This is a genomic window from Spirosoma areae (assembly GCF_054781775.1).
On the sequence record NZ_BAAGTT010000034.1, the window covers coordinates 278,433 to 304,975 of the forward strand.

Sequence of the window (26,543 nt, forward strand, 5' to 3'; positions counted from 1 at the left end):
AGGGCTTATTCGGTTCGTAAACTATGAATTGGATTGGCCGTTGCGGCCCGGTACACTTTCATACCGATGATGAGACCACAGGAAAAAAGCAGAATCAGGAAGGTGGCAACGTAGGCGAAAGGGCCAGCGTCAGTGTGGTATTTGTAGATGAACTGGAAAATCAACTTGTTGGTAAACAGGTAGCCCAACGCCGAACCGACCACAAACGCAATCAGCAGGATTCGGACAAACTCCCGGTTGATTAAGCCCAGAATCTGCCCCACCGTAGCGCCCAGCACCTTCCGCATCCCGATTTCTTTACTCCGCCGGTCGATATTCAGTGAGATGAGCGCGAACAGGCCCGATGCCGACAACAGCAACGTAACGATGGCCAGAAAAAAGGCGACTGATTTGAACCCCTGATTCAGTCGGACTTCCTTCTCGATTAATTCGGACTGTAAAAATCCCCGATACCGCCTGTTCGGTATCACCTTGTGCCAGGCAGTTTGTAAATAGGTAGTCACCAGAGGCAACTCCTGCTCGCCCGACCGAACCACCATAAATTTGTACTCTTCTGGTTTAGCTAAGCGCAATACGCAGGGGGGCACCAGCCCGTGCAGGCCGTACTCTTTGTAGTCGTTCACGACACCCACAATGGTGTAGTTTGTACTGTCTAACTTAATGCGCTGACCCAGCGGCTGCGGCAGGTGCAGTTGTTGCACAAAGGTCTGATTGACCAGAATGGACGCGTCGGCATCAACACCGTTTTCGTAAAAATGACGGCCCTGCGTCAGGCGAATCCCCATGCTGTTCAGGTAGGCTTCTCCGCCAATGTGGGCAACCTGCGCCTGTACCTGCTGGCCCTCCGTTCTGGCCGTAACGGTGTATGAATTCTCACCGATGTGCTGCTTCGTTCCGGCCACACTTCTTACCTGCGGATGCTGACGAATGGTTTGGCTGAAGGCCGTATATTCCTGCGGATTGCGAACCTCAACCACGGCAACCTCATTGATGGCATACCCAAAATCGGCGTTCTCCTGATACGACGCATTTTGGGTTAAAATGATGCCGACGACCAGGGCGAAACAGGAAAGGCTGAACTGAGCAATCAGCAAAAAACGCGTGAAGCGGTTAGCTGACCCGAACGTTGTTTTGCCTTTTAAAATCTTGACCGGTTGGAACGAGCTGATGTACACGGCTGGATACAGACCCGAAAACAGGGCCGTAACCACCGGCATCAGAACCAGAAATAACCACAACCCGTAGTTTTGACTGAAGTCAAGCGATAAGTCGAGGTTGGCGACGCGGTTGAAGGCAGGCAGTAACAGGCTGACGAATAGCAACGCCATTGCCGAAGCCAGCAAACACAGGACGACGTTCTCGGTCAGAAATTGCCGGATTAGCTGGCTTTTCACCCCCCCAATCACTTTGCGAATGCCAATCTCTTTCAGCCTTCCGCTGGCAAAGGCAATCGAGATGTTGGTGAAATTGAAGCAGGTGATGAGCAGGATAAACAGCGACATAACCGCCGGAACAATCACCAATACGCCCCGTGGGTTGGGCGTCAACTGGCTCCCATGCACGTAGCCCGGCATGTCCACATCCGAACTGGTTGCTATCTGCCGGAAGGGCTGTAGGTAAAAGCCCGCTACGGTCCAGTCGGTATGGCTGCGGTTGTGAATCGCTGCGTAGGGTTTGAGGTTGGCGGCTATCCGGCTGATGGTCCGCTCGTCGGTTACTTCGGCAAAGGTGGTAATCAGTGTTGACGTCGCCCAGTCGTTCCGACCGGTCGTAAATCCATTGTCGAATGCGGTGATGATGTCGAACTGAAAGCTTGAATTAGCCGGAATCGTCTGCGTTACGGCACCGACGGTATATATTTTTTCTGTACTGTCCTGACCAACGACCGTCAGCGTCTGACCAATGGGCATCTGACCGGGAAAGTATTTATCGGCAGCGGCTTCACTGATAATCACCTGATTTGGCTGACCAAATCCGGCGAGGTTGCCCTGCTTCAGCGGCAGGTTGAAAAACGAAAAGAGAGTTTTGTCGGCGTAATGAATGCGTTCGTCGAAGGTGTTTTCGCCACGTTTCACAAGGGCATTTGCACTGTGTAGCCGGGCAATGCGTTTAACCCCGGCCAGGCTTTTTTGCATCGCTTCGGCCAGTGGCACCGGCGAAACGGCCCACGGCTGGGTTCCTTTGTCAACGACCCGCAGGCTGTTGAGTCGATAGATGTGTTCGGTTTGGGTGTGGTTGCTATCGAAACTGGCCCGATAGTTATAATTAAGATACGCCAACAGGCAACACGCAATGGCAAACCCCAACCCCACTAAGTTGATCGCAACATAAACCTTGTTGCGCCAGAGAATTCGGAGGGCAATTTTCAGATACGTGCTAAACATGGTTGTTGGGGTTTTATGGCAGGGGGTCGGGAGCGCGGGGCAAGGGACCCTGCTCCTTGCCCCGCGCTCCACGCATTATTCGGAACGTAAACTCTTCACCGGGTTCATCAGAGCCGCTTTCACGCTCTGGACACTCACCGTCAGCGCGGCTACGAGTACAGTGGCGAGAATGGCGATGGCGAAGATGCGGGGGCCGAGGTCAATCTTGTACTGAAACTCCTGTAGCCACTTCGTCATGACCCACCACGCCACCGGAGCCGCCACCACAAAGGCGACCACAATTAGCCGGGCGAACTCCTTACCGAACAGCCACAAAATGCTGCCGATACTGGCCCCCAGCACTTTGCGAACGCCAATCTCTTTGGTCTTCTGCGTGGCCATAAACAACACCAGTCCGTAGAGGCCCAAACAGCCGATGAACACCGCAATCCCGGCGAAGAAATTGACTAATTTCGACATCGTTTGCTCCTGGCGATAGCTGCGTTCGATCTGGGCATCCACAAACTGATGGGTAAAATAATTGTCGGGATATACCTGGCTGTAGCGTTTCTCCAGTTGTTTAATTACCCGCTGGAAGTTGCCCGAATGCAGTTGAAGATTGGCGAAGTAATAATTTTCGGCCCTGGTTGCCAGAAAGAGCGGGTCAATAGCGCTTTTGAGAGCCTGCTGGTTGAAATCCTTCACCACACCCACAATTTCTACGTTTTTCCGGTCGACAAACAGTAGCTTGCCCAACACCTGAGCGGGGTTGTTCAGGCCTATTTTGCGGACGAACGTTTCATTGACCAATACTTCGCGGGCCGTGTCGGCCGGGTACAGGTTTCGCCCGGCCACGAGCCTGATGCCATACAAATCGAGGTACCCGGCGTCGATGTATTTCCGATGAATGCTAAAATCTTCCTCTTTGGGCCGATTGTTGTATTTTACGCTTGTCTGACTCACCCAGCCCGACTGCGGGGCACCGCTCATGGAATAGCTGAACTTCTCGACGTCAGGAATACTGGTGGCGAGGTTGCGGAATGTACTCAACTTAACAATATCCTGATTGGGTGTAGACGGCATTTCGACGGTGAGGATGGCGTTTTTACGGAAGCCTAAGTCTTTGGTCTGCACCATCTGCAATTGATTGGCTACCACCACCATGCCAATGATGAGCATTTGCGAGATAGCAAACTGCGCCACTACCAGCCCTCGTCGCACCGAAAAGCCCCCCACCTGCTGTGCGGTAATTTTGCCCGCCAGGGCCATCACAGGTTTGAAGCCAGCCAGCACCAAAGCAGGATAAACACCCGATAGCAGCAGGACGCCCGTGACCAGCAAAATCAGCCAGCCAACAACCGACGGGGTGAAATAGAAGGTAAACCGAAACGCCCCGCTTAAATTCTCCTGAATAAGACCCTGTCCAACCTGAAATAACCCCACAGCAATGGCCGTGGCCACGATCGTAATCAGGGCCGTTTCGCCTATAAACTGCCAGAACAATTGAGCACGGGTGCTGCCCATCACTTTTCGAACGCCTACCTCCCGCGAACGGGTGAGGGCCTGCGCCGTCGCCAGATTAACGAAGTTGATGCTGGCCGTAACGATCAGAAAAATGCCGATGATGAACAGCGATAAAATTAACCCTTTACTCACTCCGCCGTGATCCGTAGAGAAGTGAATCGCGCGCAGGGGCTGCATCGGGAACCGGGTATCCTTAACGCCGTCCGGCTTGTATTTCTTCACGAATGCCAGCATCTGCCGGTCCCAGTCGGCGGGGGTGAACCGCTCATTCAGGGTCAGGTAGCACTGGGTACTGCTGTTGGTATTACCGAAATCCTCGTCCACACGTCCCCGGTATTCGGTCAAACTGGCCCACGACGGCATGATCTGGTACGGAAAATCGGTGTTGTCCCGATAATCGGCAAAAATGCCAACAATTCGCAGATTCAGCCGGCCATTGTATTTGATGGTTTTGCCAATGACGTTTGTCGCCGGAACGCCGAAATACTTTTGGGCATTTCTGGCACTGAGAACGACCGTGTTGGGCTGATTCAGATCGGCCGGGCCACCTGCCAACCAGTCGTAATCGAAAATGCGGAAATAGGCTGGCTCTACGAACGCGCCCATCGCTTCGGTTTCTTTGAATTTTTTGTCGGGCCCGTTCCTGACCGCAACCGACACCACCGGTTCCTCATCCTGGTCGATCATGGCTACGTGTTCAATATCGGGGTGGTCGTTGCGGAGCGCCTTCCCGAACGGATAGGGTACGCCGGTTGTATGAAACTCGCCTTCGGGCGAGATAAATTTTGAGGTTACCCGGTAAATGCGGTCATACTTCTGGTGGTGCGTATCAATGCGGTAATGGTAGCGAACCAAAGCGAACACCAGCATGGCGCTCCCAATGCCGAGCGCCAGCCCCGTTATGTTAATGAGCGCATAGGCCCGATTTTTAAGTACGTTCCGCCAGGCGATTTTGAGGTAGTTGCGTAGCATAAGCAGCCCCCCTGCCCCCGAAGGGGGAGTCTGTGTGATACTGGATGCTCCCTTTGGGGGTTAGGGGGCTTTTACTCACTTCGTAAACTCTTCACCGGATTCATCAGAGCCGCTTTCACGCTCTGGAAGCTCACCGTCAACAACGCAATCAGCACGGTCAGACCACCGGCCAGCAGAAATACCCACCAGTGAATATCGGTCCGGTAGGCAAAATCACTCAGCCAGGTGTGCATCGCATACCAGGCCACCGGCGACGCGATGACTAAGGCCACAATCACCAGCTTCATAAAGTCTTTGGAGAACAGAGCCACCAAACTCACCTCCGACGCGCCCAGCACTTTCCGAATGCCGATTTCTTTGGTCCGCTGCTCGGCCATGAACATCGACAGGCCGAACAGGCCCAGACACGAAATCAGAATGGCCACGCCCGCAAAAATGCTGAACAGTCGCTGCTGGGTTTGTTCGCGGGCGTAGAGCCGGTTGAAGCGGGCGTCTAAAAACTGGTAATCGAACGGCCGCTCCGGAAAGAATTTCTTCCAGACAGCTTCAACACGCTGCACACCGGCGGGAATGTTTCCCTGGAGCGGGACCGACACCCAGTTGAGTTGTTGGGGTGTTAGAATCATCGCAATGGCCGAAATTTGCTGATGCAATGATTCGAAGTGGTAATCTTTCGTTACGCCAATGATTTGGCCTTTGGCCGGTCCATATTCAAACGGTTTGCCAATGGCCTGCTGGGGCGTCCAGCCCAGGAGCCGCGCTGCCGTTTCGTTCAGCACCACCATCGACGTATCGGTGGAGTAGGAACGGGAAAAGTTGCGCCCGGCGGCCATACCAATCTGATAGGCCGGAATAAAATCATAGTCGACCCGCAGGCCCCGCAGGTTAATCTTGATCGGCGCCATCGTGTCGCCTTTCGGGGCGCGGGCGCCATACGAATCCAGCAACCGCCCCGACGGTATGCGCGACGAGCGGCTCATGTCGCGAACGGCCCCGGTGGCAATCAATTGCTGCCTGAGGGTTTCGTAATTCGTGGTCGAGTCACCCACATCCGACAGCAGCAGCATCTGCTCTTTCTGGTAGCCCAGCCGATAATTCTGAATGTAGTTCATCTGGTTGTAGACCACCGCCGTGCTGATAATAAGCGCGATAGCGATGGCAAACTGGGTAACAACCAGCACCTGACGCAATTTACCGCTACGCATGGCCGAAGCGATTTGCCCTTTCAGCACGCCCAATGGCCGGAAGGAAGTCAGGAAGAAAGCCGGATAACTCCCCGCCACTAAGCCGGTCAATAGCGTGATGCCAATCAGAATACTCAGAAAAACCGGGTCGAGCAGTTGGCTGAACGCCAGTTGTTTGGTTGTGAATTCGTTGAGCAGCGGCAGACAGACCACCACCAGCACCATAGCGATGCCTAAGGAGAGGATTACCAGTAGGAGCGATTCGCTCAGAAACTGACCAATAAGTTGCGAACGCAAAGCCCCTACAACCTTACGCATCCCAACTTCTTTGGCCCGCCCCGCCGAACGGGCTGTTGCCAGATTCATGTAATTGATGCAGGCAATGAGCAGAATGAATAACCCGATGGCCGAAAACAAATAAATATAGCTGATGTCGCCGGTGGGTTCCACCTCCGAGTCGGTATGCGAACGCAGGTGTATGTCGGTGAGTTTTTGCAGGTTCAGCATCGAAAACGTCGAGGGCTTGTTGCCGCCATCTGCCGGAACGTGCCGGTTCTGGAACGCCGGTAAGGCAGCCTCGATGCGTTGCGGATTCGCACCAGGCTTTAGCAGCATGTAGGTATTGAACGAGTTGTTGCTCCAGTTGGTCCGCAACTGCTCGGCTCCGTAAACGCGCGGGTCGTTGAAGGTCGAGAATGAGATGAGAAAACTGGGGTGAAAATGCGATTGTGCGGGCAACGGTTCAAAAACGCCCGTAACGGTCAGGTCATACTGATTGCCATACCGGACGGTCTTACCAATGGGGTTCTCGCTGCCGAAATACTTCTCAGCCATCGGGCGCGAAAACAGAATGGAAAAGGGGTTGACTAAGGCCTGGCTGGGATTGCCGCTGACAAGGTCGAAACTAAAGACCCTGAACAGGTTAGCCTCGGCAAAGTACATATCCTCTTCGTTGAACGAGTGTTCGCCGTAGCGAAGCAGGCCACCGTTGTCGATGGTTCGCACGACTTCTTGGGCCTCCGGGAAATCCTGTTTCAGCAGGGGGCCAAAGGGCGGGGCGGCCTGCGCCAGCCGCAACGAGGGTGTACCCTCCGACGAGAGGAACGTTCGCGTTACGCGGTAGATGCGGTCGGCGTTGGCATTGTAGCGGTCGTAGCTCAGTTCGTCTTTTACATAGAGCGCGATGAGCAGGAAACACCCCAGCCCAACAGCCACGCCCGTGATGTTGATGAAACTGAACGCTTTGTATTTCCGCAGGTTGCGAAAGGCGATGAGCAGGTAGTTACGCAGCATAAATCAGGTCGGGTTGAGGGCGTACAACCTAACCTTATGCCAAATGCCGTACCAGAAAGCCAACTAACTCATTATCAGAAGCAATTTTTAACTTAACTAAAAATAGATGTCCGTAAACGGACGCTGGACGTACAGTTGCGGACAGGGGATTTGTAGGGCCGCAACATCTTGCGGCCCTACATTACTCGGATCGTAATGAGTTGACCGGGTTCATCAGGGCCGCTTTCACACTCTGGAAACTAACCGTCAACAGCGCAATACTGATGGCCAGCAATCCGGCCAGCGCGAAGACCCACCAGCCAATGTTGATTCTGTAGGCAAAGCTCTGAAGCCATTGGTTCATGGCGTACCAGGCAATAGGTGTTGCAATCAGGATAGCAATCAGCACTAATTTTAAAAAGTCTTTCGAGAGCAGCGTCACAATGCTCATTATGGATGCCCCCAGCACTTTCCGCACCCCGATTTCTTTGGTCCGCTGCTCGGCAGCAAAAGCCGCCAGCCCAAACAGGCCCAGACAGGCAATCAACACGGCCAGAACCGTAAAAATCAATAAGATTTCGCCCTGCTTCTGTTCGGTTTTGTACTGCTGCGAAAAGTTTTCGTCGAGAAAATGAACGTCAGGGGTACTGGCCGGATCGAATGTTCGATAGACTGACTGAATATACGCCAGGGCTTCGGTCAGGTTTCCTGGCTGAAGCCTGACATACACGTTGTCTTTCTCAAAAGGAGCGGGCATCTGCAATACCAGCGGCTCGATTTTGTGCTGAAGCGAATAGGTGTGAAAATCCCCGACAACACCCACCACGCGGGCTTCGGCCGTATGCTTCTCGTTGTCAATGTAGTATTTCACCCGCTTGCCAACCGGCTCGGGGCCGAGTTGCCTGGCTAAGGTTTCGTTGATTAAAACAGCACCCAGCAAATCACTTTTGAATGATTCTGAGAAGTTGCGGCCACTCAGCAGGTTGATTTCCATTGTCCGCAGGTAATCGGAATCGACGGAGAACTTCTGAACAGACTGCGTGCTCGACGACAAGGCACCGTTTTGCTCGAAGAACATCCCGTTGCCACCAATATTATTGTTGCCAATGGGATTACTGGCCGCCGACACACCGGCAATCAATGGACTTCGCATCAGGGCTTCCTTGAGCGCATCAACGTGCTGGCGCACGCTATCGCTGTCGATGTGGAAGGTGAGCACCTGGTCTTTATTAAAGCCTAAATCCTTGTGCATCACAAAGCCCATCTGCCGGTACACAACGCCGGAGCAGGCAATCAGCGCGACCGTTGCAACAAACTGAAACACCACCAGCGACTGCCGGAACAAACGGTTGCCCGACTGATTGCCGACCTGCCCCCGCAGGGCCATCACAGGCCGGAAGCCCGACAGCATCAATGCAGGATACAGGCCGCTCAACGCACCAATCGACAGCGAGAATGCTGTGACGACCAGCAAAACAGTCGGCCAACTCCCTATCGAGAGCAACTTATCGGCCATCTGGTTGAAATAAGGCAATGCCAGACTGACCAGCCCCACGCTCACCAAACCCGCCAGTAGGGTCATGAGCATCGACTCGGTCAGGAACTGCCCCATGAGTTGCCACCGAAGCGAACCGATGGCCTTCCGAACGCCTACTTCACGGGTTCGTTTGAGGGTGCGGGCCGTGTATAAATTCACGTAGTTGATGCAGGCAATCAAGAGTATCAGAGCGGCTACCACCGAAAAAATGGATACGGTACGGGCATTGCCGTTGGGGCTGATTTCGTAGTCTACCTGCGAGTGCAAATGAATCGACGTAATGGGCTGGAGTTCCATTCGGTAAGCCACGTCACCCATCTCTTTCTTTACATATTTCTGGTAGAAACCCGGCAGTTTGGCTTCGAGCGCCTTGTAGCTACTTCCTTCCGTAAGCAGCAGGTACGTGTAGAGGTCAAAATCCTGCCAGCCACCAGTATAGCCGGATGGCAGCGACCGCAGTGCCCGGAACTGTAAATGCGAGTTGGCCGGTACATCGTTAATGACACCCGTAACGGTGTTGGGAAAATGATTGCTGAACTCAACAACCTGCCCAACGGCTTTTTGGGCATCGCCAAACAAGTTTTCAGCAACACTTTTCGTCAGAACAATACTTTGAGGCTTACTCAGGGCCGTGCCTGAATCCCCGTACAGCAGCGGGAACGTAAACACGTCGAAGACCGTCGGGTCGGTGAAGAAGATGTTGCTTACTTCTATTTTTTTGTCTTTGTACGTAAGCTCCCCACCCCCTTCTGTGCTGATTCGAACGGCTTTTTCAACGTCGGGATAATCGTTTTTCAGAGCTGGCCCATACGGAGCCGAGGTGGGCGCAAGTTTCAGGTTTCCGCCCGGCCACTGTGCATAATGAACGACCCGAACAATGCGGTCAGCGTTGGTATGAAAACGGTCGTAGCTCAACTCATCGGCTACATACAGCGCCATGAGCCACACGGCTGCCATACCAATGCCCAGACCAGCCACATTGAGACCACTGAAAAGTTTGTTTTTCCAGAATGTCCGAAGCGTAATTTTCAGGTAGTTGCGTAGCATACTCAGCGTAGGTTTGAAACGAGATGGAAGCATGAGTAACCAGCAAACCGTTTTGGCCGCTGCTAATCACTTGTTCATTCTTGTGCCAAATGTCGTACCAAATACGATACAAGCTGACTATCAGCCACTTATTTAACCTGATTATGGTAGTATGTCCGTAAATGGACGCCCACCGTACAGTTGTGGACATGTTTCTATGGGTGTACCTCCAGCCGATACCCGACGCCATGCACCGCCACAAGTTTCACGGTTGGGTCGGGCTGGAGGAGTTTACGAAGGCGCGACACGAACACGTCGACGCTGCGCCCAACAATAATGCCTTCGTCTTCCCAAACGGATTTGAGGATAAAATCGCGCTCTAAGAGTTGGTTGGGATGACGCAGGAAAAGGTGCAGCAACTTGGCTTCCCGGTAAGTGAGCGGGTAGGTATTTCCTCCGATGTTGACCGATTGATTTGCCGGGCGAAACGACACGTTTCCTACATAAAGCAATGGCTCCGACTCGCTGGCTGGAGTTTCCAGGCTTTTTGTCCATTTTTCCTCATGCCCCGCCCCGTGGGCCATGCTCTGTGCCAAAGTGCCAGCCGTCTCCCGCCAGACAACATAGGCCCCGCCCAGCAGCACAAAACCAATTGCCCACGGCCACCATAGCAGGGCCGATTGACGGGTAGCCGCGGTCGCAGCAAAGGTAAGCTGAAGGGTGTAACAGCCTTGCTTCTGGTTGCGCCCTCCACACGGAACGTCATAATCTCCCGTCACATCCCGGAAATTATACCCCAATTGCAATTCGCCGGTCGTGCAGTCCAGCACGGCAACATCGTAGCTGTCGTTAATCTCGTGAACGGCCAGCGATTGCTGTAGCAACGCTGGCAACCTGCCGTAGTCGAACGGATGCTCCAGGCGAACAACAAACGTTGTGGCGTTGAGTTGGCTAACCGGAGCAATGCGGGTCGTGGAATCCCCATTTTCGATTAACAGATGATGCGCTGTTCGGCGCAGCGCCAAATTAACTTTTTGCCCAAACCGACGATTATCAGCCGGGCGCGCAGCGGGGGCTAACCAGATAAACTGCGTAAACAGCAGACCGGCGACCAGCAGCGCAGCGATAACGGCTAATTTCCTCATGATTTCAGGACCTGTCAACACCCATCGTTCTTCCTGAGAAACGAAAATAAATTAAAATCAAAAAAGTAGTCTTTCAATTTAATGTTTCGCCTGGCTTTTTCATCGCTTTTGCGGGTGGGTTCAATAATCAGATAATCACCCGATTTGGCGATGGCCAGCACAGAGGCTACGTTAACCGTAAGCAATGACCGGGTGGAATCCGATGCACCATTAGTAATGGTTTTTCCGTTTCGGCGCAGATAAATCCGGAACGGAATTGTCTCCATTTCACTCGTTTCCGGATTTCCGGTAACAACCGTTAACAGGCCCTGGCTGATAATGGAAAAATCGGCGTAGTTAACTGGTTTATTGTCGAGCAGCAAGGGGTTGCTGTAGAAAATTGTTTTACGATTTTGTGCCGTTTGCGAACCTGTATTCGTCTGCGCGACGAATGTAGCAAACATGCTTTGAGCAACTGCATCACCGACTGACAGAATCAGGGTTGCCAGAAGGACCATTCGGGGGGTCAATATTGTCAGTTTCATACGTGCATGAAGGTAGCCTGTTTATGGATAATTCGACCAATTACTGTACCAGAATTTCGTTGTGCGGCATGGCATATTGGTTGCTCACGGTCAGCAGCACAATGTGGTCGCCTTTCCTGCATTTTGCCAATACGTTCTGCACGTCAATTTGCTTCACATCGTCTCTGGAAAACATGAGCAGTGCCTGGGTGTTTTTGTCCCGGATGGCAATCCTGAACGGCAGTTTATCAACGATTTTACTCTCCGTCGGCGACAGGTTGACCGTGCAAACGGTTAGCTTGCCGGTGGCCGTTGACGGAAGAATGCACCTGCCTTTCGTCGTGTATTCATCCACAACCATTTTGTTGTCTAAAAATGCGGCCGTGCAACTGCTGAATGAGGACTGGCTGAAGCAAATCGTTGAGACAAGGCTGCACAACAGTGCGAACGTGAATTTAGCTGCGGTTTTCATAGTTCCTGTTTTAGTACTGTGAACGATAGGCCAAAAGTATGGGCGCATCTGGCATGAGTTGGAAAACCGCTGTAAAACATTGTAAAGGAATTGTAAAAGTAGGTAGCGGAGCGCGCGGATCATGGCACACGGTTTTACTCCCTGCTCCGCGCTCCCTGCGCCACGCTATTCAGAACGAAGGGATTTCACCGGATTCTTCAGCGCGGCCCTGATACTCTGGAAGCTTACCGTCAGCAGGGCAATACTCACCGCCAATAGTCCCGCCAGAACGAACACCCACCAGCCAATATCAATTTTGTAAGCAAAGTCGTTCAGCCACTGGTTCATGGCCCACCACGCCAGGGGCGAGGCAAGAACGATAGCGACCAGAACCAGGTTGAGAAAGTCTTTCGAGAGCAAGGTCACAATGCCCGCAACCGACGCCCCCAGCACTTTGCGGATGCCAATTTCTTTGGTCCGCTGCACAACAACAAACGAGACTAAGCCATACAAACCAAGACAGCAAATCAGCATGGCGATGCCCGTGAAGGTATAGACCAGCCGGAACACGACGCGTTCGGTTTCGTAGAACTTCGCCAACTGGTCATCTAAATACGCGTACTCAAAGACTTCGTCAGGGTATAATTTCTCCCAGGTTTGCCGGATTCGCTGAAGCGTTTGCCCTGGGTTCCGGCCTGATATCCGAATGCCCGCCTGGGCAAAAAGCAAGGCATAACTGGCAATGAAACAGGGTTTAATTTCTTCATGAAGCGAACGCATGTGAAAATCCTTTACTACGCCCACAATGGGTAATGGAACAGCAGAGAGGTAGTATTGAAATTTCCGTCCCAGAATATGCTGGGGATCACGAACGTTTATTTTCTTCAAAAACGCTTCGTTAACCAGATATTCACGAATGGTGTCGCTCGAAACGATATTACGTCCGGCAACGAGTTGCAAACTATATGTTTTTAGAAAATCGGCGTCAGCTATCCGGCTGGTAATCGTATACGCTTCCCACTCAACCTTCCCATCCAGTTTGAACGAACCTCCGTTTAAAAGCTGAGCCGAAGGTGGGCGATCACTGACACTGACGGATTTGATTTCAGGATACTGCAGCAACTCATTTCGAAACGTTTTCCGAACGGCCATCTGCTTGTTGGGTAAGGTTACCAGCACGATATTGTCTTTGGTGAAGCCCAGATCAGCATGTTGCATGTATCGCACCTGCGTAGCCACAACCAACGCCCCGATAATTAACGCCTGACAAATCACAAATTGCACGATAATCAGGGCTTTCCGCAACGAATAATTTCCGCCTGAACGCAGCGGCAGCGTGCCTGTCAGGGCCGCCCACGGGCTGAAACCCGACAAGACCGCAGCCGGATACCCACCCGCCAGCACAACGACCAGGCCCAAAAGCAGCAATACAAAGCCGAGCGTCGGCACGTTCAGCCGTAGCGACAGGTGGCTATTGAGCCATTGATTAACGAGCGGCAAGGTCACGATTGTTAGCAGCAAAGCAAGCCCGGCTGCGGCCAGGACGATGAGGGTCGTTTCAAGCAAAAACTGCCGAATTAATTGCCCCCGCGTGCTACCGAGCGTTTTGCGAATGCCCACTTCCCGGCGCCGGCGTAATGCCTGTGCCGTAGCCAGATTAACGAAATTGATGCAGGCCGTCAGCACCAGAAACAGCCCCACGAACCCCAGCGCCCAAAGCAGCGACGGCCGAATGACCCCACCAACCATTCGTTTGACATCGAAGTGTACATTGGCAAGTGGCTGAAAATGAAATTGGTAAAAACGGGCATCCGGCCCAAAATGCTTCGTTAGCAAAGCAGGCATGGCCGCTTCCAGACTGGCTGCCGACTGCGGATTTTTAAGGGTTGCGTAGACACGGTCGGTTGTATTCATATTTCCCCAGTCGTCCGGGTTGTTATCTGGCTTCAGGTTGGCTAACGTTGCCATCGAGATAAACAGATTGATGTCGGTATCAGACGTGTTGGGTGGGTCAGCCAGGATACCCGTCACGAGGGCATCGAGCCGGTGATTCAGGTTCAGTTGCTGGCCCATCGGGTCGACGTCGCCAAAATATTTCCTCGCCCACGATTCGGTAAGCACAACGCTGTTCGGTTCGTGAAGGGCCATTTTTGGATTGCCCCGAAGCCATTGATAATCCAGAATGTCGAACAGTTCCGGCTCAACGAGCGCTGTGCTTTTGTGTTCCAAAAAACGGGTCGCTGTCGATTGGCCGGGGCGGTGAAGGCTAACGGTCAACTCCCGGTTCATTTTCAGAAAGGCCGCCTGTTCCACCTGAGGGTAATCGGTACGCAGCGCCTTCGCCATTGGGAGCGGAGCTTCCGGCATGTATTCGACCGAGCCATCATCGAACCGTAAATCCGTTACGACGCGAACGATCCGGTCGAACTTAGCGTGGTGTCGGTCGGTGCTGAGATGATAGTTGATGAACAGGAAAATGAGCAGCCCACCCGCCATGCCGATGGTCAGCCCCGTTATGTTCAGCAACGTGTAGGCGCGTTGCGAACGCAGGGTTCGGAGGGCGATTTTGAGGTATGGTCGAAGCATATTTTTGTTAAATTTGTTAAAAACCATGGACTATGTACTTTCCTGCCGCTACGGAACCATCCTTGTTTAACGAAGACTTTGGCGTCTGGGCACCCATTGAACATCAGCGGGTTATCTCGTTGCTGACAATGGGTTTAGGTGTTCTGTATCACCGCGAAAAATCCATTCCATTAGAACCTCTGCCCGAAACGATGCTCGACGAGGGCAAGGCCAGCCAGGTGCCGGATGTGTCGTTGCGGGATAACCAGGCGGCTCAAACCCCGGTCATTATTGAAGTATGCCATACGAATGGGTTGAAAGGTGACCTTCGTAAAGTGATTCAACTAATTGAGGAGGATGTTTACGGCATTCTTGAGGGTTTCGTCTACGATTACCGAACCGGCAAGTGGCTTCGGTATCGGTTTGGCGATGGTGGCCTACCAACCGAATCGTCATTTTCCGAAGTCCTGCACTTAGACTTGAATCAGTTTTTGTGAGTAGCGTGGGGCAGGGAGCGGGGTTTTACGCCCTGCCCCGCGCACCCTGCCCCACGCTACTCGCTCCGTAAACTTGTTACCGGATTCGCCAGTGCCGCCCGGATGGCCTGCGTACTCACCACCAAGCCCGTTAGCAAAGCCAGCACCACCGCCACCAGCACAAACGGCGACCACGACGGGTCCGTCCGATAGGCGAAGTGCGTCAGCCAGTCGCGCAGCAGGTAATAAGCTAACGGCCAGGCAATTGCGTTGGCAATGAGCAAAATCACGACAAATTCCTGCATGAACAGGCTAACAATACCCACCGTCGATGCGCCCAGCACTTTGCGGATGCCGATTTCTTTAGTTCGTCGGGTCACGTTCAACGAAACCAGCCCCAAAACGCCCAATAAAACAATCACTAAGGCCAGCGTAGTGGCCAGCCGCGAGGCCTTTTGCAGTTGCCGTTCGGTCTGGTAAAGTTTCTGGAGGGTGTCGTCCATGAACGAATACTCAAAGGGCGAATCGGGAAAGAGTCGCGCCCATTCGCGCCCAATGGCTTCTACAGTTTGGGGCAGATTGCCCCGGCTGGATGGCCCGGAAGCAAGTTTGAACGAGAAATACCGATAAATGGTGTTCGCCCGAACGGGCAGCATAATGATTGGATGGATGGTTTCGCGCAGAGAGCCAAAGTGAAAATCGGTCAGCACACCACCCACCCGATACACTCGGTTGCTGCCCTGAAACCGAACAAGCTGCGCCAGTGCCATCGCTGGATTGGGCCAGCCCAGCGCCCGCACCGCCGATTCGTTCAGGACAACCCGCGTGGAATCGTAACCGCCCCCATTGGCGTGGAAAAACTGCCCTTCCTGCAAACGCAGTCCGTAGGTTTGGGCAAAGCGTTCGTCGGTTGTCATGACCGTAACTACAGCCGCGCCGGTGCTGTCGCGTCCCTGCCGAAACAGCCGCCCACTACCACTGCTTTTGCCGTCGGGAATTTCAAACGAAAAACTCACCTCGCTCACGCCCGGAACGCGTGCCAGTTGACTCCTCACGCCTTCCATGCGCTGCACCCCATCGCGCGACCAGTCGCGGGGCACCGATGCCACCGACAGCACGGCCTCTTTCTGATAGCCTAAATCTTTGCTGAAAAAATACGACACCTGCCGACCGATGACCATGGCCCCAACAAACACGCAGATGGCTACCGTAAACTGAAACACAATCAAGGCCCGGCGCAGGCCAATGCCTTTCCGCACCGACGCCGTCAGTTTTCCCTTCAGCGATTCAACCGAAGGCAGACCCGACAGAACGAAGGCGGGATAACTTCCTGCCAGCACACCAATGAACAACACCAGACCCGCCAGGCCAGCAAACGCTACGGGTGCCCAATTGACCAACGACGGGATGGAGCGGCCTAAGATACTGGCAAACACCGGTCGGAAGAGTTCGTGGCACCCCAGGGCCAGCAGGGTAGCTGCAATTGTGAGCAACAGAGCCTCGGCCAGAAACTGCCCAATGAGTTGTTTCTTCACTCCGCCCAACACTTTGCGAACCCCAATCTCCCGCAGGCGCGTTGCCGACATACCGATGGTGATATTGACGAAGTTGACCACGGCCATCAGCAGAATAAACAGGGCAATGAGACTCAGCGTAAGCACCATTTTTCCGACCAAGCCATTCTGCGCGTTCAGGTAATAGGTATCCAGCGGGCTCAGGTACGTCTGCAAATTCCCCCGGAACGCCGGGGGGGCGTAGGTAGCCAGCACCTGGGCAATGGGGCTGGTAAGTTGGCTCGGCGTTACGCCCGGTTGTAGTTCCAGATAAGTCGGAATGTACTGGTTTTGCCAGGAGCGCATCCCGGCCTCCGGCGCAAAATAACCAACGTTCCGCATCGGAATAAACACCTCATCGGCAACCGGAAGCAGGTTGGTAACACTGTTTTTGGGGAGATTCTGCAACACCCCCGTCACGGTGAATACCTGTTTGCCACTGATTGGGGTGTGTATCGTTAGCTGCTGGCGAAGCACGTTGGTTTTGCCGAAGTATTTCTGAGCTACCGCTTCCGTAATGACAATCGAATTAGGGGCAAGAAGGGCCGTTTTCGGGTCACCGAACGTCAGCGGAAAACCAACCATCGACAGCAGGGTAGAATCGCCAATCTGAATCGACTCCCGAAACCGGTTTTGCCCATTCGATACGTTAGCCGACACGCCATAGAACCGGTAATAATTAGCCACTAAGGTCGGGTACAACTGCTTAAGGGTCGGACCGATGGGCGCCAGCGTTGTGATGTCGAGCCCCATGTTCTGCTCTTTCCAGCGGCTCTGCACTACGAACTGCTGGCGGACATTTCGAAGGGTTTGGTTAACGGCCAGTTCACCCTGAATGTAGTTGCCGATGAGCAGCAGAAATGTCATCCCGACCGTCAGGCCAAGCAGGGTTACGAGCGCATAGAACCGACGCCGGGCGAGGTTGCGAAGCGCGATTTTCAGATAGTTCCGAAACATGTTATACGTACCTTATTGTGTGGCAACAAGGTACGTATAAAGCTCTTTCTCAGCCTGTTAAAAAACGTTAAGCTATGTTGCAGCGAGCGCGGGGCAAGGCGTAAAAGTGCGCCCCTGCGCCATGCTCCTGACTCCCTGCTCTGCCCTATTCGCTTCGTAAACTTTTCACCGGGTTCATCAGGGCCGTTTTCACACTCTGGAAACTCACCGTTAGCAGCGCAATAGCCACGGCGGCCACCCCGGCCACTATGAATGCCCACCAGGGTACGGCAATGTGGTAGGCAAAATCCTGTAGCCAACGGCTCATGACATACCAGGCAATTGGAGTAGCAATCACAATGGCCACAACAACCAGTTTCAGGAAGTCCTTGGCCAGCAGCCCGCTCAGGCTTAGAACGCTGGCGCCCAATACTTTGCGAATACCAATTTCTTTCGTCCGTTGCTTGGCCATGAAGGTAGCCAACGCGAACAGGCCCAAACAGGCAATGAAGATAGCTAAGCCAGCAAAGAGCGTACAGACACGACCAAACTGCTGCTCGGCTTTATACTGCTCGTTGAAAAATGAATCCAGGAAAAAATAATCGAATGGATTACCAGGGAAAAACTGAGCGTATTTAGCCTTGATGCCTGCCAACTGATTATCCAGTTCTGCATCTGAGCGAAGTTGCAGCGAGAAGAAGTTGGCATTGTCGGGCTGGAGTCGAATTAGCATTGGCCAGTGACCTTTCTGCAAACCCTGCTGGTGGTAATCTTTCACCACACCCGCCACCGTCAGGGTGTCCCAGGTTCGGATTCGCTTGCCAATGGCTTCGGCAGGGCTGTCGAAGCCGAGCAGTTTGGCCGCCGTTTCGTTCAGCAATACACCCTTTCGGTCTTCGCCGAACGAGCGGGAGAAATTCCGGCCAGCCACTAACTTGATTCCGTAGGCGTCCACAAACTCGTAATCGTAGGCCGTGAAATAAAAACTATTGCTGGGCGCGTCGGGACGGTCCATCCGCCGGGCATTGTTGGTCCAGAGGATTTCGATACCCGGAACATAGGCCGACGCGGTCGCTTTCTCGACCAGGTTGGCGCGGACCAGTTCCTGCTTGAAAGCGTTTGCTTTGGCTTCGTAGGTCGAATCGCGAACGCCGGCACCGCGCACGATCAGCTTCTGGGCAATGCTAAAGCCTAAATCCTGCGCCTGCATGTAGCGCAACTGCCGGTAAACCGTTACCGTACCGATAATCAGAATTACCGACGCAGCGAACTGAAACACGATCAGACTTTGCCGTAGCGAAAGTCCACCCGCCACACTGGCCACCTTTCCCTTCAGCACGGCGATTGGCTGGAACCCTGATAACAAAAACGCGGGATACAAGCCCGACAACAGCGTACCGGCGGAGAAAACAGCGATGGCCGGTAACCACAGGTCGGGCTGGAACCATTGCCGTAAGGAGAGCGGACGGCCCGTCAGTTCGTTGAAGTAGGGCGCACTAATCAGGACGATAAACAGCGCCAACACCGCAGCTACCAAATTCAGCAGAAACGATTCCAGCAGAAACTGCCGGATCAACTGCGTCCGTTCGGCACCAACAACCTTTCGGACGCCAACTTCTTTGGCGCGATCCATAGCGCGGGCCGTGGCCAGATTGATGTAGTTGATCCAGGCAATCAGCAGAATGAACAGCGCGATAATGGACAACACAGTTACCGCCTTACCGTTGCCGTTGGGTTCGGCTTCCTGGTTTAGCTGCGAGGTGAGGTGAATATCGCGCAGGGGCTGGAGCAGAAGTTCATCCCGATTTCCGGAGACTTTGAACCGATTCGGGTTATATTTTTTAACTAAGTCGATGATTTTAGCCTGAAACTGAGCCACATTGGTGCCCGGTCGCAGTTTGACATACGTGAAAAAATCATACCAGCCCCAACTGGTTTGGGCGTCGGGTTCGGTCCGGTATGAGAACAGCAGGTCGAGGTCGAGGTGGGCGTTCTTTGCATAATCGGCAAATACGCCCCTCACCAGATACGGCTCACGGCCCAGCTTAAGGGTTTTGCCGAGTGGGTTTTGGGTACCGAAATATTTGTGGGCGATTGTCTCCGACAGCACCACGGTGTTCTTGTCCGTCAGTGCCGTTCTGGGATCGCCACTCAGGAAATCGAGCTTGAAGACGCTAAAAACAGAATTGTCGGCGAAGTAGAAATTGTCCTCGCGGAAGTGGACATTGTTATACGTGACCACATCGCTGTTGGCATCGTAGAGCCGGGCCGTTTCAACCACTTCGGGAAAATCTTTTTTCAGCGTGGGTGCAATGGCCGGATACGACGTGGCCGACCGAAACGCCAGCTTGCCGTTCTGATAACTGTCCAACTCGATTCGATAGATATTTTCGGCATCGGGGTGGAAATTGTCGTAACTACGCTCGAAGGTGACATACTGCAAGATGAGCAGACAAGCCGCGATGCCCACCGCTAAGCCAAGCGTATTGATGAAAAAGAACGGCTTGTTGCGGACCAGATTCCGCAGAGCGATTTTGAGGTAGTTCCGTAGCATACTTGTAGGGTTGTTAGATTGTGGGTGGAGCGGGGAGCGGGGTTTTTACGCCCTACACCCCGCTCCCCGGTTCCACGCTATTCACTTCGCAAACTCTTGACCGGATTCATCAACGCAGCCTTCACACTCTGGAAACTCACCGTTAGCAGGGCAATGCCAATGGCCAGCCCACCCGCCCCGGCGAACATCCACCAGGCAATGTCAATCCGGTAGGCGAAATCCTGCAGCCATTGGTTCATGGCATACCAGGCCAGGGGAGTTGCCAGGGCAATCGCGATTAAAACGAGTTTCAAAAAATCGATAGACAACAGGGCCACGATGCTGGCTACACTCGCGCCCAGCACTTTGCGAACCCCAATTTCTTTGGTGCGTCGCGAGGTGATAAACAACGACATACCAAACAAACCCAGACACGCCAGCGCCAAGGCCAATACACTGAAATACAGCAGAATCTGCCGAATTTGCTCCTGCTGTTTGTAGAGTTTGCTGAAGTGCTCATCCTGGAAGAAATAAGCCATCGGAAAATCCGGGTTCTGGCGTTTCCAAACGCCCTGCACTACGTTGACCGCTTCGCGAATCTGCCCGCCTTTGACTTTTACAAACGCGTAGTGGTACGACGAGGTAGTATCCAGATTGAGAACTAAGGCATCAATCCGGGTCGTTAGTGCGGCAAAATGAAAGTCTTTGACAACGCCGACAATCCGCCCCGACGAATCGCCCGCATTTCTGAACCGGGCGGTCAACGGGTTTTTCAGGTTGAATTTTTTAACAGCGGCTTCATTGACAATGTAACTTGTACCAGCGTCTGATTGCCCCACCTGAAAAGCACGTCCTTCCATAACCGGAATATCCATCAAGGCCAGAAAATCCGGGTCGATGCTCATCGTTTTGGCAAAATTCCGGGGTGTTTCATAAGGCATATCCGGGGTCAGAAAAACCTGCGAACCGGGTTCTGAGCCGATGGGACCAGAAGCTCCTGCCACCTTGAGGATTTCGGAATGCCCCAGCAAATCGTTTTTGAACCGGTCGAATTTTTGATGACTCGGCTCCTGAAACCGCATCACCATCACCTGCTCTCTGTTGAACCCCAGGTTGGCCTCCTGCATGAATTGCATCTGTTGCCGCACAATGAACACGCCACTCAGCAGGGCAATCGTAATCACGAATTGAAAGACAACTAAGGCCCCACGTAGCCGCCGGTGGCCGGGTGATGCCGTAAATGTTCGTTTGACAACATCAGTTGGCCTGAACCGAGTCAGGATGAACGCCGGATATAACCCGGCGGCTATCCCGACCAGCGTGAGCAGTAAAGCGTAGCCGAACAACAGCCCGGCGTTTAGCTGACCGGCAAATTGAATGCTTGTCTGAGCAATCTGGTTGAAATACGGTATCAGCAGGCTCATCAGGCCGACACTGACGATGCCGGCGATAAAGCTAATGAGAATGGCCTCGCTCACGTATTGCCCGATAAGTTGGCCCGATTTGGCCCCCAGAATTTTATTCATCCCTACCTCTTTCACCCGTTCCGACGAACGGGCCGTTGACAGGTTGACGAAGTTGACAATGGCCAGCAGTAAAATAAAAACCGCCAGTAAACCAACGACCCAAAGCTGCGTAGTCGATACGGCGGTTATAATATCCCAGTTTAGCACGGTCGTGTGTACGTCGTGCAGGGGTTGCAGCCGGTGCCGGTAGTTCGCCAAAAACGCAATCTGGTGGCTGCGCGAATTTCGCTGGACGATCTGGTACAACTGCCGCTCGATGGCTGGAACAGACTGCGGGTCATTCACCAGCAGATAGGTAAACGCGACGGTGTGCTCCCAGACGTAGCCCAGCGTTGGGTCGTGATGCGTAGGGCGCAGAAAGTCAAAATTCAGATGGGTATTGTCCGGTACGTCGACCACGGCTGTTACGACCAGCGGTTGGCCGTGGTTAATTCGGAGTAATTGATTGAGGGCCGGTTTGGTACCGAAGTATTTTTCGGCGGTTCGCTGGCTTAGCACAATCGCATCCGGGCGCAGCAGGGCCGTTTTCGTATTGCCCTCAACCGCCCGAAAATCAAACAGTTGAAAGAAGGTCGAATCGGCAACGAGTAGATTGTCCTCATAAAAGCGGGTATCAGGATTGCGCTCAATCAGGGCTGAGGTGCCAAACATGCGGTATGGAAAGAAGAGCCGCGTCATCTGGCTCACCTGCGGAATCTCCTGCCGGGCGTGAAAACCCAGGGCCGACGAGGTACCCGAGTACCGGTTGCCGCTACCATCTTCCACATGGTTGATCCGGTAAATACGGTCGGCATTGGTGAAGAACCGGTCGTAGCTCAACTCGTTTTGCAGGTAAAGCGCCACCAACCCAAAGCAGGTGATGCCCAAAACCAAACCCGTTACTTCAATGGTTGCGTAGACCCGGCGTTTTTTCAAACTTCGCCAGGCAATCTTAACATAATTCCGAATCATAATTTTTTAGTTAGGGGATTGAGCGGACCGCACGGGGCAAGAAAAAACCGTGCTCTTCGCGCCCGGTTCCACGCTATTCACTTCGCAAACTCTTGACTGGATTCATCAACGCAGCCTTCACACTCTGGAAACTCACCGTCAGCAGGGCAATGCCAATGGCCAGCCCACCCGCCCCGGCGAACATCCACCAGGCCATGTCAATCCGGTAGGCGAAATCCTGCAGCCACCGATTCATGATCCACCACGCTACGGGCGACGCCAGGACGATAGCGGCCACGACTAATTTGAGAAAATCTTTCGACAGCAGGCCGACGATGCTGGCTACACTCGCGCCCAGCACTTTGCGAACCCCAATTTCTTTGGTGCGCTGCTCAGCCGTGAACGTAGCCAGCCCGAACAGACCTAAGCAGGCAACGAAAATGGTCAGACCGGCGAAAAAGCCCAGAATCTGACCGGTTTTCTGCTCTGCCTTATAGGTATCCGCAAACCGGTCATCTAAAAACGAGTAGGTAAAGGGCGCATCGGCGGCAAGCTGATTCCATTTCGTTCTTAGCGTGGCAATTAACCCGGCGATGTCTTTGGTTGTTGCTTTCACAATCACAGTGCCGTTCGTATGGCCCAGCGTCATGACCAATGGGGAAATCCGCTCGTGCAGCGATTTGAAATGAAAATCCTTTACCACACCGATGACCCGGTAGGTTGTCTTATTGCCTCCATTATCCGAGTTGGTAATGGTATGGCCCAGGGCATTATTGCTCCAGCCTAAGGTTTTGGCGGCTGTTTCGTTCAGAATCACCCCGGATGAGTCGGTGCCATAGGCCTTAGAAAAATTTCGGCCAGCCGCCAGTTGCATGCCCAGGACCGGCAGGTAATTATAATCGACATCGTAGCGGAGGGTCTTAACGAGCTGGGTAGAATTCGCTTCGGGATAAACAAAGAAATTGTTGTTATTGGAAGGGCCAGCGGGCAAATAACCCGATGTGCTGACATTCACGACCCGAGTGTCCTGCATGATCTGGTTACGGAATACGTCTTCTTTTTTATCCAGCAGCCACGTTTGCGGTAACACCAGCACCTGGTCTTTGTTGTATCCTAACTTCTTATTCTGAATGTAGTTCAGTTGCCGATACACCACAGTAGTGCCCACCGTCAGCGTGATTGAAATAAAAAACTGAACAACGACCAGACCACTCCGCAGACTAATACGGTTGCTCCCACCCGTAAATTTAATGCCTTTCAGCACGGTCACTGGTTTGAACGAAGACAGGAAAAAAGCGGGATAACTCCCTGCCAGAATACCCACCGTCAGGCCAAGCCCCAACAGGCCCGGCAATAGCCAGGGAGTAGTCCTAAAATCCATAACCAATTCTTTCCCTGCCAGGTCGTTGAAGAGGGGCAGCGCCAGATACACCAGCCCAATTGCCAGCAGCAGCGCAATGGCCGTAAGTAAGAGCGATTCGATCAGGAATTGATTGGTCAGGCTTTGCCGCACCGAACCCAGCACTTTCCGAATGCCCACTTCTTTGGCTCGCTTAGAGGCTCCGGCAGTCGACAGGTTCATGAAATTGATGCAGGCGATCACTAACATAAACAGCGCGATGGCCCCGAACATGTAGACGTACTGAACATCGCCGTTCGTACCCAGATCATGGGCGAATGTAGAGTGCAGGTGAATATCCGTCAGGGGTTGCAGAAACAGGCCAATATCGTTGCCTTTTTTACGGAATTGGGCCAGGCTCATGCCCATGCCCTGCTGCAATTGCGGAGCCATGTATTTTTCAACCACCTGCGGCAGTTTAGCCTCTAATTGTTTATAATCATATCCTTTGGGCAGCACGACATACGTAAAGAATTCGGAACTCATCCAGGAAGGCGATTTAGCATCCGGGAAACTGGCCATCGAGACAAAGAGATCGAACTGAAAATGCGAGTTGGGCGGTACCTGATCAATCACGCCGGTAATTTTATAAACCGCATTCCCGTTTTTACTGGTTAGCACCTTCCCCACCGGGTCTTCATTGCCGAAATACTTCCGGGCCATCATCTGCGTAATAACAGCCGTATTCGGCTGAATCAAAGCCGTTTTTGGATCGCCTTGAAGAAACGGCAGCGTGAACACCTGGAAGAAATTGGAGTCAGCATAAACAATGGACGCATCGTTAAAGGTTTTGTTCCCATACGTAATGAGGGGCGAGCCACCCATACGCAGCCGGGTGGCTTCCTGCACTTCGGCATAGTCTGCTTTAAGGGTTTGGGCGGTGGGAGGCATCACGTGCGCTTCGTTCATTTTGCCCCCTGCCGATGACCCCCGAAAGACGACGCGCACAATGCGGTCGGCCTTTTCGTTGTAGCGATCATAACTCAGTTCATCCAGCACATACAGGCTAATAATTAGGCATGTGGCCAGCCCAAGTGCCAGCCCAACGATGTTGATGGCCGAGAAGGCTTTGTTGCGGACCAGGTTCCGCCAGGCGATTTTGAGGTAGTTGCGTAGCATAGAGGTAATGGGTTAGGCAGGGTGCAGTACGCCCTGCGCTACACTCCCGGCTCCCTGCTACCCTGTCCAAATGCCGTACCAGAAGATTATATTCTTATTAATCAGCACGTTAGCTTCAATAAATATAAAAAAATGTCCGCAAACGGACGCATGACGTACATTTGCGGACAGCCTTATTGGGTCTGTCTTGTCGTGGAGCCGGGTTCTCAAACCCGACGCAATTGCTGACGCGAAAGGTCGGGTTTGAGAACCCGACTCCACGACAAGGGCGCACAGTTTCCCCTGCTCCGCGCTCCCTGCTCCACGCCACCAGTGTTTACTATCAATTGGGAATCATCCCGTGCGGGTCGATCACGAATTTCTTGGCCGCCCCCTTATCGAAATCCTGGTAGCCTTTGGGGGCTTTGGCCAGGCTGATCACTTCGACATTGACGGCTTTGGCAATCTGAATTTTGTCGTACAGAATAGCATTCATCAGTTGCCGATGGTATTTCATGACCGGGCATTGACCGGTATAAAAGGCGTGCGATTTTGCCCAGCCTAAGCCAATACGGATGTTTAGGTTTCCTACTTTGGCGGCCTCCGTCGAAGCGCCCGGATCGCCCGTTACGTACAGGCCCGGAATGCCAATGGCTCCGCCCGCACGGGTTACGGTCATGGCCGCATTCAGCACGGTAGCCGGCTGTTCGGTACCCGCATCGGCACCGTGGCCACGGGCTTCAAAGCCAACGCAGTCGACGGCCGAGTCGACTTCGGGGGTGCCAATGATTTCGGCGATTTGATCGGCTAAAGGCATTTCTTTGCGTAAGTCAACAACCTCACAGCCAAAGCTTTTGGCTTGCTCCAGCCGCTCTGGAATCATATCGCCCACGATAACGACGGCGGCTCCGAGCAAATGACACGAAGCGGCACAGGCCAGCCCCACCGGCCCGGCACCCGCTACATACACAATTGAACCCGGCCCCACACCTGCTGAAACGGCCCCGTGATAGCCCGTCGGGAAAATATCCGAGAGCAGTGTCAGGTCGCGGATTTTGGCCATTGCCTGGTCTTTATCGGGGAACCTGAGCAAATTGAAATCGGCATAAGGCACCATCACGTATTCGGCCTGCCCGCCAACCCAGCCGCCCATATCGACGTAGCCATAGGCCGCGCCCGGCCTCGCCGGATTAACATTCAGGCAGATACCCGTTTGACCGGCTTTGCAGTTCCGGCAGCGTCCGCAGGCAATATTGAAAGGAACCGACACCAGATCGCCTTCTTTAATAAACTCAACATCGCGCCCGGCTTCAATGACCAGGCCCGTTATTTCGTGACCCAGCACCAAACCTGCCGGAGCGGTTGTCCGCCCCCGAACCATGTGCTGATCGCTGCCGCAGATGTTGGTTGAAACGATTTGCAGAATGACGCCGTGATGACACTGGCGATCACCAATTGCCAGCTTCGGGTAGTCGATAGTCTGGACTTCGACCACACCGGGTTCTATGTAAGCGACACCATGATTTTGGCACATATCGAAGAGGTTTAGA

14 protein-coding genes are annotated in these 26,543 nt (G+C 53.3%); 1 reads left to right on the forward strand and 13 read right to left on the reverse strand.

Going from position 1 to position 26,543, the window contains the following annotated elements:
- Positions 1-5: 5 nt before the first annotated feature.
- The 8 genes from ACYVI1_RS20450 to ACYVI1_RS20485 all read right to left on the reverse strand — a co-directional run bounded on the left by ACYVI1_RS20450 (position 6) and on the right by ACYVI1_RS20485 (position 14,563).
- Positions 6-2,384: an ABC transporter permease gene (locus tag ACYVI1_RS20450; RefSeq protein WP_460912637.1), complete on the reverse strand. Its 2,379-nt coding sequence runs from the start codon at positions 2,382-2,384 to the stop codon at positions 6-8.
- A 75-nt stretch (positions 2,385-2,459) separates the two neighbouring features.
- Positions 2,460-4,859 carry an ABC transporter permease gene (locus tag ACYVI1_RS20455; RefSeq protein WP_460912638.1) on the reverse strand — a complete coding sequence of 800 codons (2,400 nt, stop codon included), beginning with the start codon at positions 4,857-4,859 and terminating at the stop codon, positions 2,460-2,462.
- 71 nt (positions 4,860-4,930) lie between these two features.
- Positions 4,931-7,336: an ABC transporter permease gene (locus ACYVI1_RS20460; protein ID WP_460912639.1), complete on the reverse strand. Its 2,406-nt coding sequence runs from the start codon at positions 7,334-7,336 to the stop codon at positions 4,931-4,933.
- Positions 7,337-7,517: 181 nt separating this feature from the next.
- Entirely contained in the window at positions 7,518-9,899 is a 2,382-nt protein-coding gene (locus tag ACYVI1_RS20465; RefSeq protein WP_460912640.1) for an ABC transporter permease, read from the reverse strand.
- A 194-nt stretch (positions 9,900-10,093) separates the two neighbouring features.
- Positions 10,094-11,023, reverse strand: a complete 930-nt coding sequence (locus ACYVI1_RS20470; protein WP_460912641.1) for a winged helix-turn-helix domain-containing protein — start codon at positions 11,021-11,023, stop codon at positions 10,094-10,096.
- Between the two features lie 14 nt (positions 11,024-11,037).
- Positions 11,038-11,547, reverse strand: a complete 510-nt coding sequence (locus ACYVI1_RS20475) for a hypothetical protein (protein ID WP_460912642.1) — start codon at positions 11,545-11,547, stop codon at positions 11,038-11,040.
- Between the two features lie 40 nt (positions 11,548-11,587).
- Entirely contained in the window at positions 11,588-11,998 is a 411-nt protein-coding gene (locus tag ACYVI1_RS20480) for a hypothetical protein (RefSeq protein ID WP_460912643.1), read from the reverse strand.
- 165 nt (positions 11,999-12,163) lie between these two features.
- Positions 12,164-14,563 (reverse strand): FtsX-like permease family protein, encoded by a 2,400-nt coding sequence (locus ACYVI1_RS20485; protein WP_460912645.1) that lies wholly within the window; start codon positions 14,561-14,563, stop codon positions 12,164-12,166.
- Positions 14,564-14,595: 32 nt separating this feature from the next.
- Between ACYVI1_RS20485 and ACYVI1_RS20490 the strand changes: the two genes are divergently transcribed.
- Positions 14,596-15,039 (forward strand): hypothetical protein, encoded by a 444-nt coding sequence (locus ACYVI1_RS20490; RefSeq protein WP_460912646.1) that lies wholly within the window; start codon positions 14,596-14,598, stop codon positions 15,037-15,039.
- 56 nt (positions 15,040-15,095) lie between these two features.
- Here ACYVI1_RS20490 and ACYVI1_RS20495 read toward each other — a convergent pair whose 3' ends face one another.
- The 5 genes from ACYVI1_RS20495 to fdhA all read right to left on the reverse strand — a co-directional run bounded on the left by ACYVI1_RS20495 (position 15,096) and on the right by fdhA (position 26,527).
- A complete protein-coding gene (locus ACYVI1_RS20495) occupies positions 15,096-17,528 on the reverse strand; it encodes an ABC transporter permease (RefSeq protein WP_460912647.1) in 2,433 nt (810 codons plus the stop codon).
- Between the two features lie 145 nt (positions 17,529-17,673).
- A complete protein-coding gene (locus ACYVI1_RS20500; RefSeq protein WP_460912648.1) occupies positions 17,674-20,061 on the reverse strand; it encodes an ABC transporter permease in 2,388 nt (795 codons plus the stop codon).
- A gap of 77 nt (positions 20,062-20,138) precedes the next feature.
- On the reverse strand, positions 20,139-22,517 hold the full coding sequence (locus ACYVI1_RS20505) for an FtsX-like permease family protein (protein WP_460912649.1): 2,379 nt from the start codon (positions 22,515-22,517) through the stop codon (positions 20,139-20,141).
- 73 nt (positions 22,518-22,590) lie between these two features.
- Positions 22,591-25,014, reverse strand: coding sequence for an ABC transporter permease (locus tag ACYVI1_RS20510; RefSeq protein WP_460912650.1), 2,424 nt, complete (start codon positions 25,012-25,014; stop codon positions 22,591-22,593).
- Positions 25,015-25,336: 322 nt separating this feature from the next.
- Entirely contained in the window at positions 25,337-26,527 is a 1,191-nt protein-coding gene (gene fdhA / locus ACYVI1_RS20515) for a formaldehyde dehydrogenase, glutathione-independent (RefSeq protein WP_460912651.1), read from the reverse strand.
- Positions 26,528-26,543 lie beyond the last annotated feature (16 nt).

Bases quoted from the DNA above. Each gene is read 5' to 3' on its own strand.
- ACYVI1_RS20450 (WP_460912637.1), bottom strand. From the start codon at position 2,384: ATGTTTAGCACGTATCTGAAAATTGCCCTCCGAATTCTCTGGCGCAAC.
- ACYVI1_RS20455 (WP_460912638.1), bottom strand. From the start codon at position 4,859: ATGCTACGCAACTACCTCAAAATCGCCTGGCGGAACGTACTTAAAAAT.
- ACYVI1_RS20460 (WP_460912639.1), bottom strand. From the start codon at position 7,336: ATGCTGCGTAACTACCTGCTCATCGCCTTTCGCAACCTGCGGAAATAC.
- ACYVI1_RS20465 (WP_460912640.1), bottom strand. From the start codon at position 9,899: ATGCTACGCAACTACCTGAAAATTACGCTTCGGACATTCTGGAAAAAC.
- ACYVI1_RS20470 (WP_460912641.1), bottom strand. From the start codon at position 11,023: ATGAGGAAATTAGCCGTTATCGCTGCGCTGCTGGTCGCCGGTCTGCTG.
- ACYVI1_RS20475 (WP_460912642.1), bottom strand. From the start codon at position 11,547: ATGAAACTGACAATATTGACCCCCCGAATGGTCCTTCTGGCAACCCTG.
- ACYVI1_RS20480 (WP_460912643.1), bottom strand. From the start codon at position 11,998: ATGAAAACCGCAGCTAAATTCACGTTCGCACTGTTGTGCAGCCTTGTC.
- ACYVI1_RS20485 (WP_460912645.1), bottom strand. From the start codon at position 14,563: ATGCTTCGACCATACCTCAAAATCGCCCTCCGAACCCTGCGTTCGCAA.
- ACYVI1_RS20490 (WP_460912646.1), top strand. From the start codon at position 14,596: ATGTACTTTCCTGCCGCTACGGAACCATCCTTGTTTAACGAAGACTTT.
- ACYVI1_RS20495 (WP_460912647.1), bottom strand. From the start codon at position 17,528: ATGTTTCGGAACTATCTGAAAATCGCGCTTCGCAACCTCGCCCGGCGT.
- ACYVI1_RS20500 (WP_460912648.1), bottom strand. From the start codon at position 20,061: ATGCTACGGAACTACCTCAAAATCGCTCTGCGGAATCTGGTCCGCAAC.
- ACYVI1_RS20505 (WP_460912649.1), bottom strand. From the start codon at position 22,517: ATGATTCGGAATTATGTTAAGATTGCCTGGCGAAGTTTGAAAAAACGC.
- ACYVI1_RS20510 (WP_460912650.1), bottom strand. From the start codon at position 25,014: ATGCTACGCAACTACCTCAAAATCGCCTGGCGGAACCTGGTCCGCAAC.
- fdhA (WP_460912651.1), bottom strand. From the start codon at position 26,527: ATGTGCCAAAATCATGGTGTCGCTTACATAGAACCCGGTGTGGTCGAA.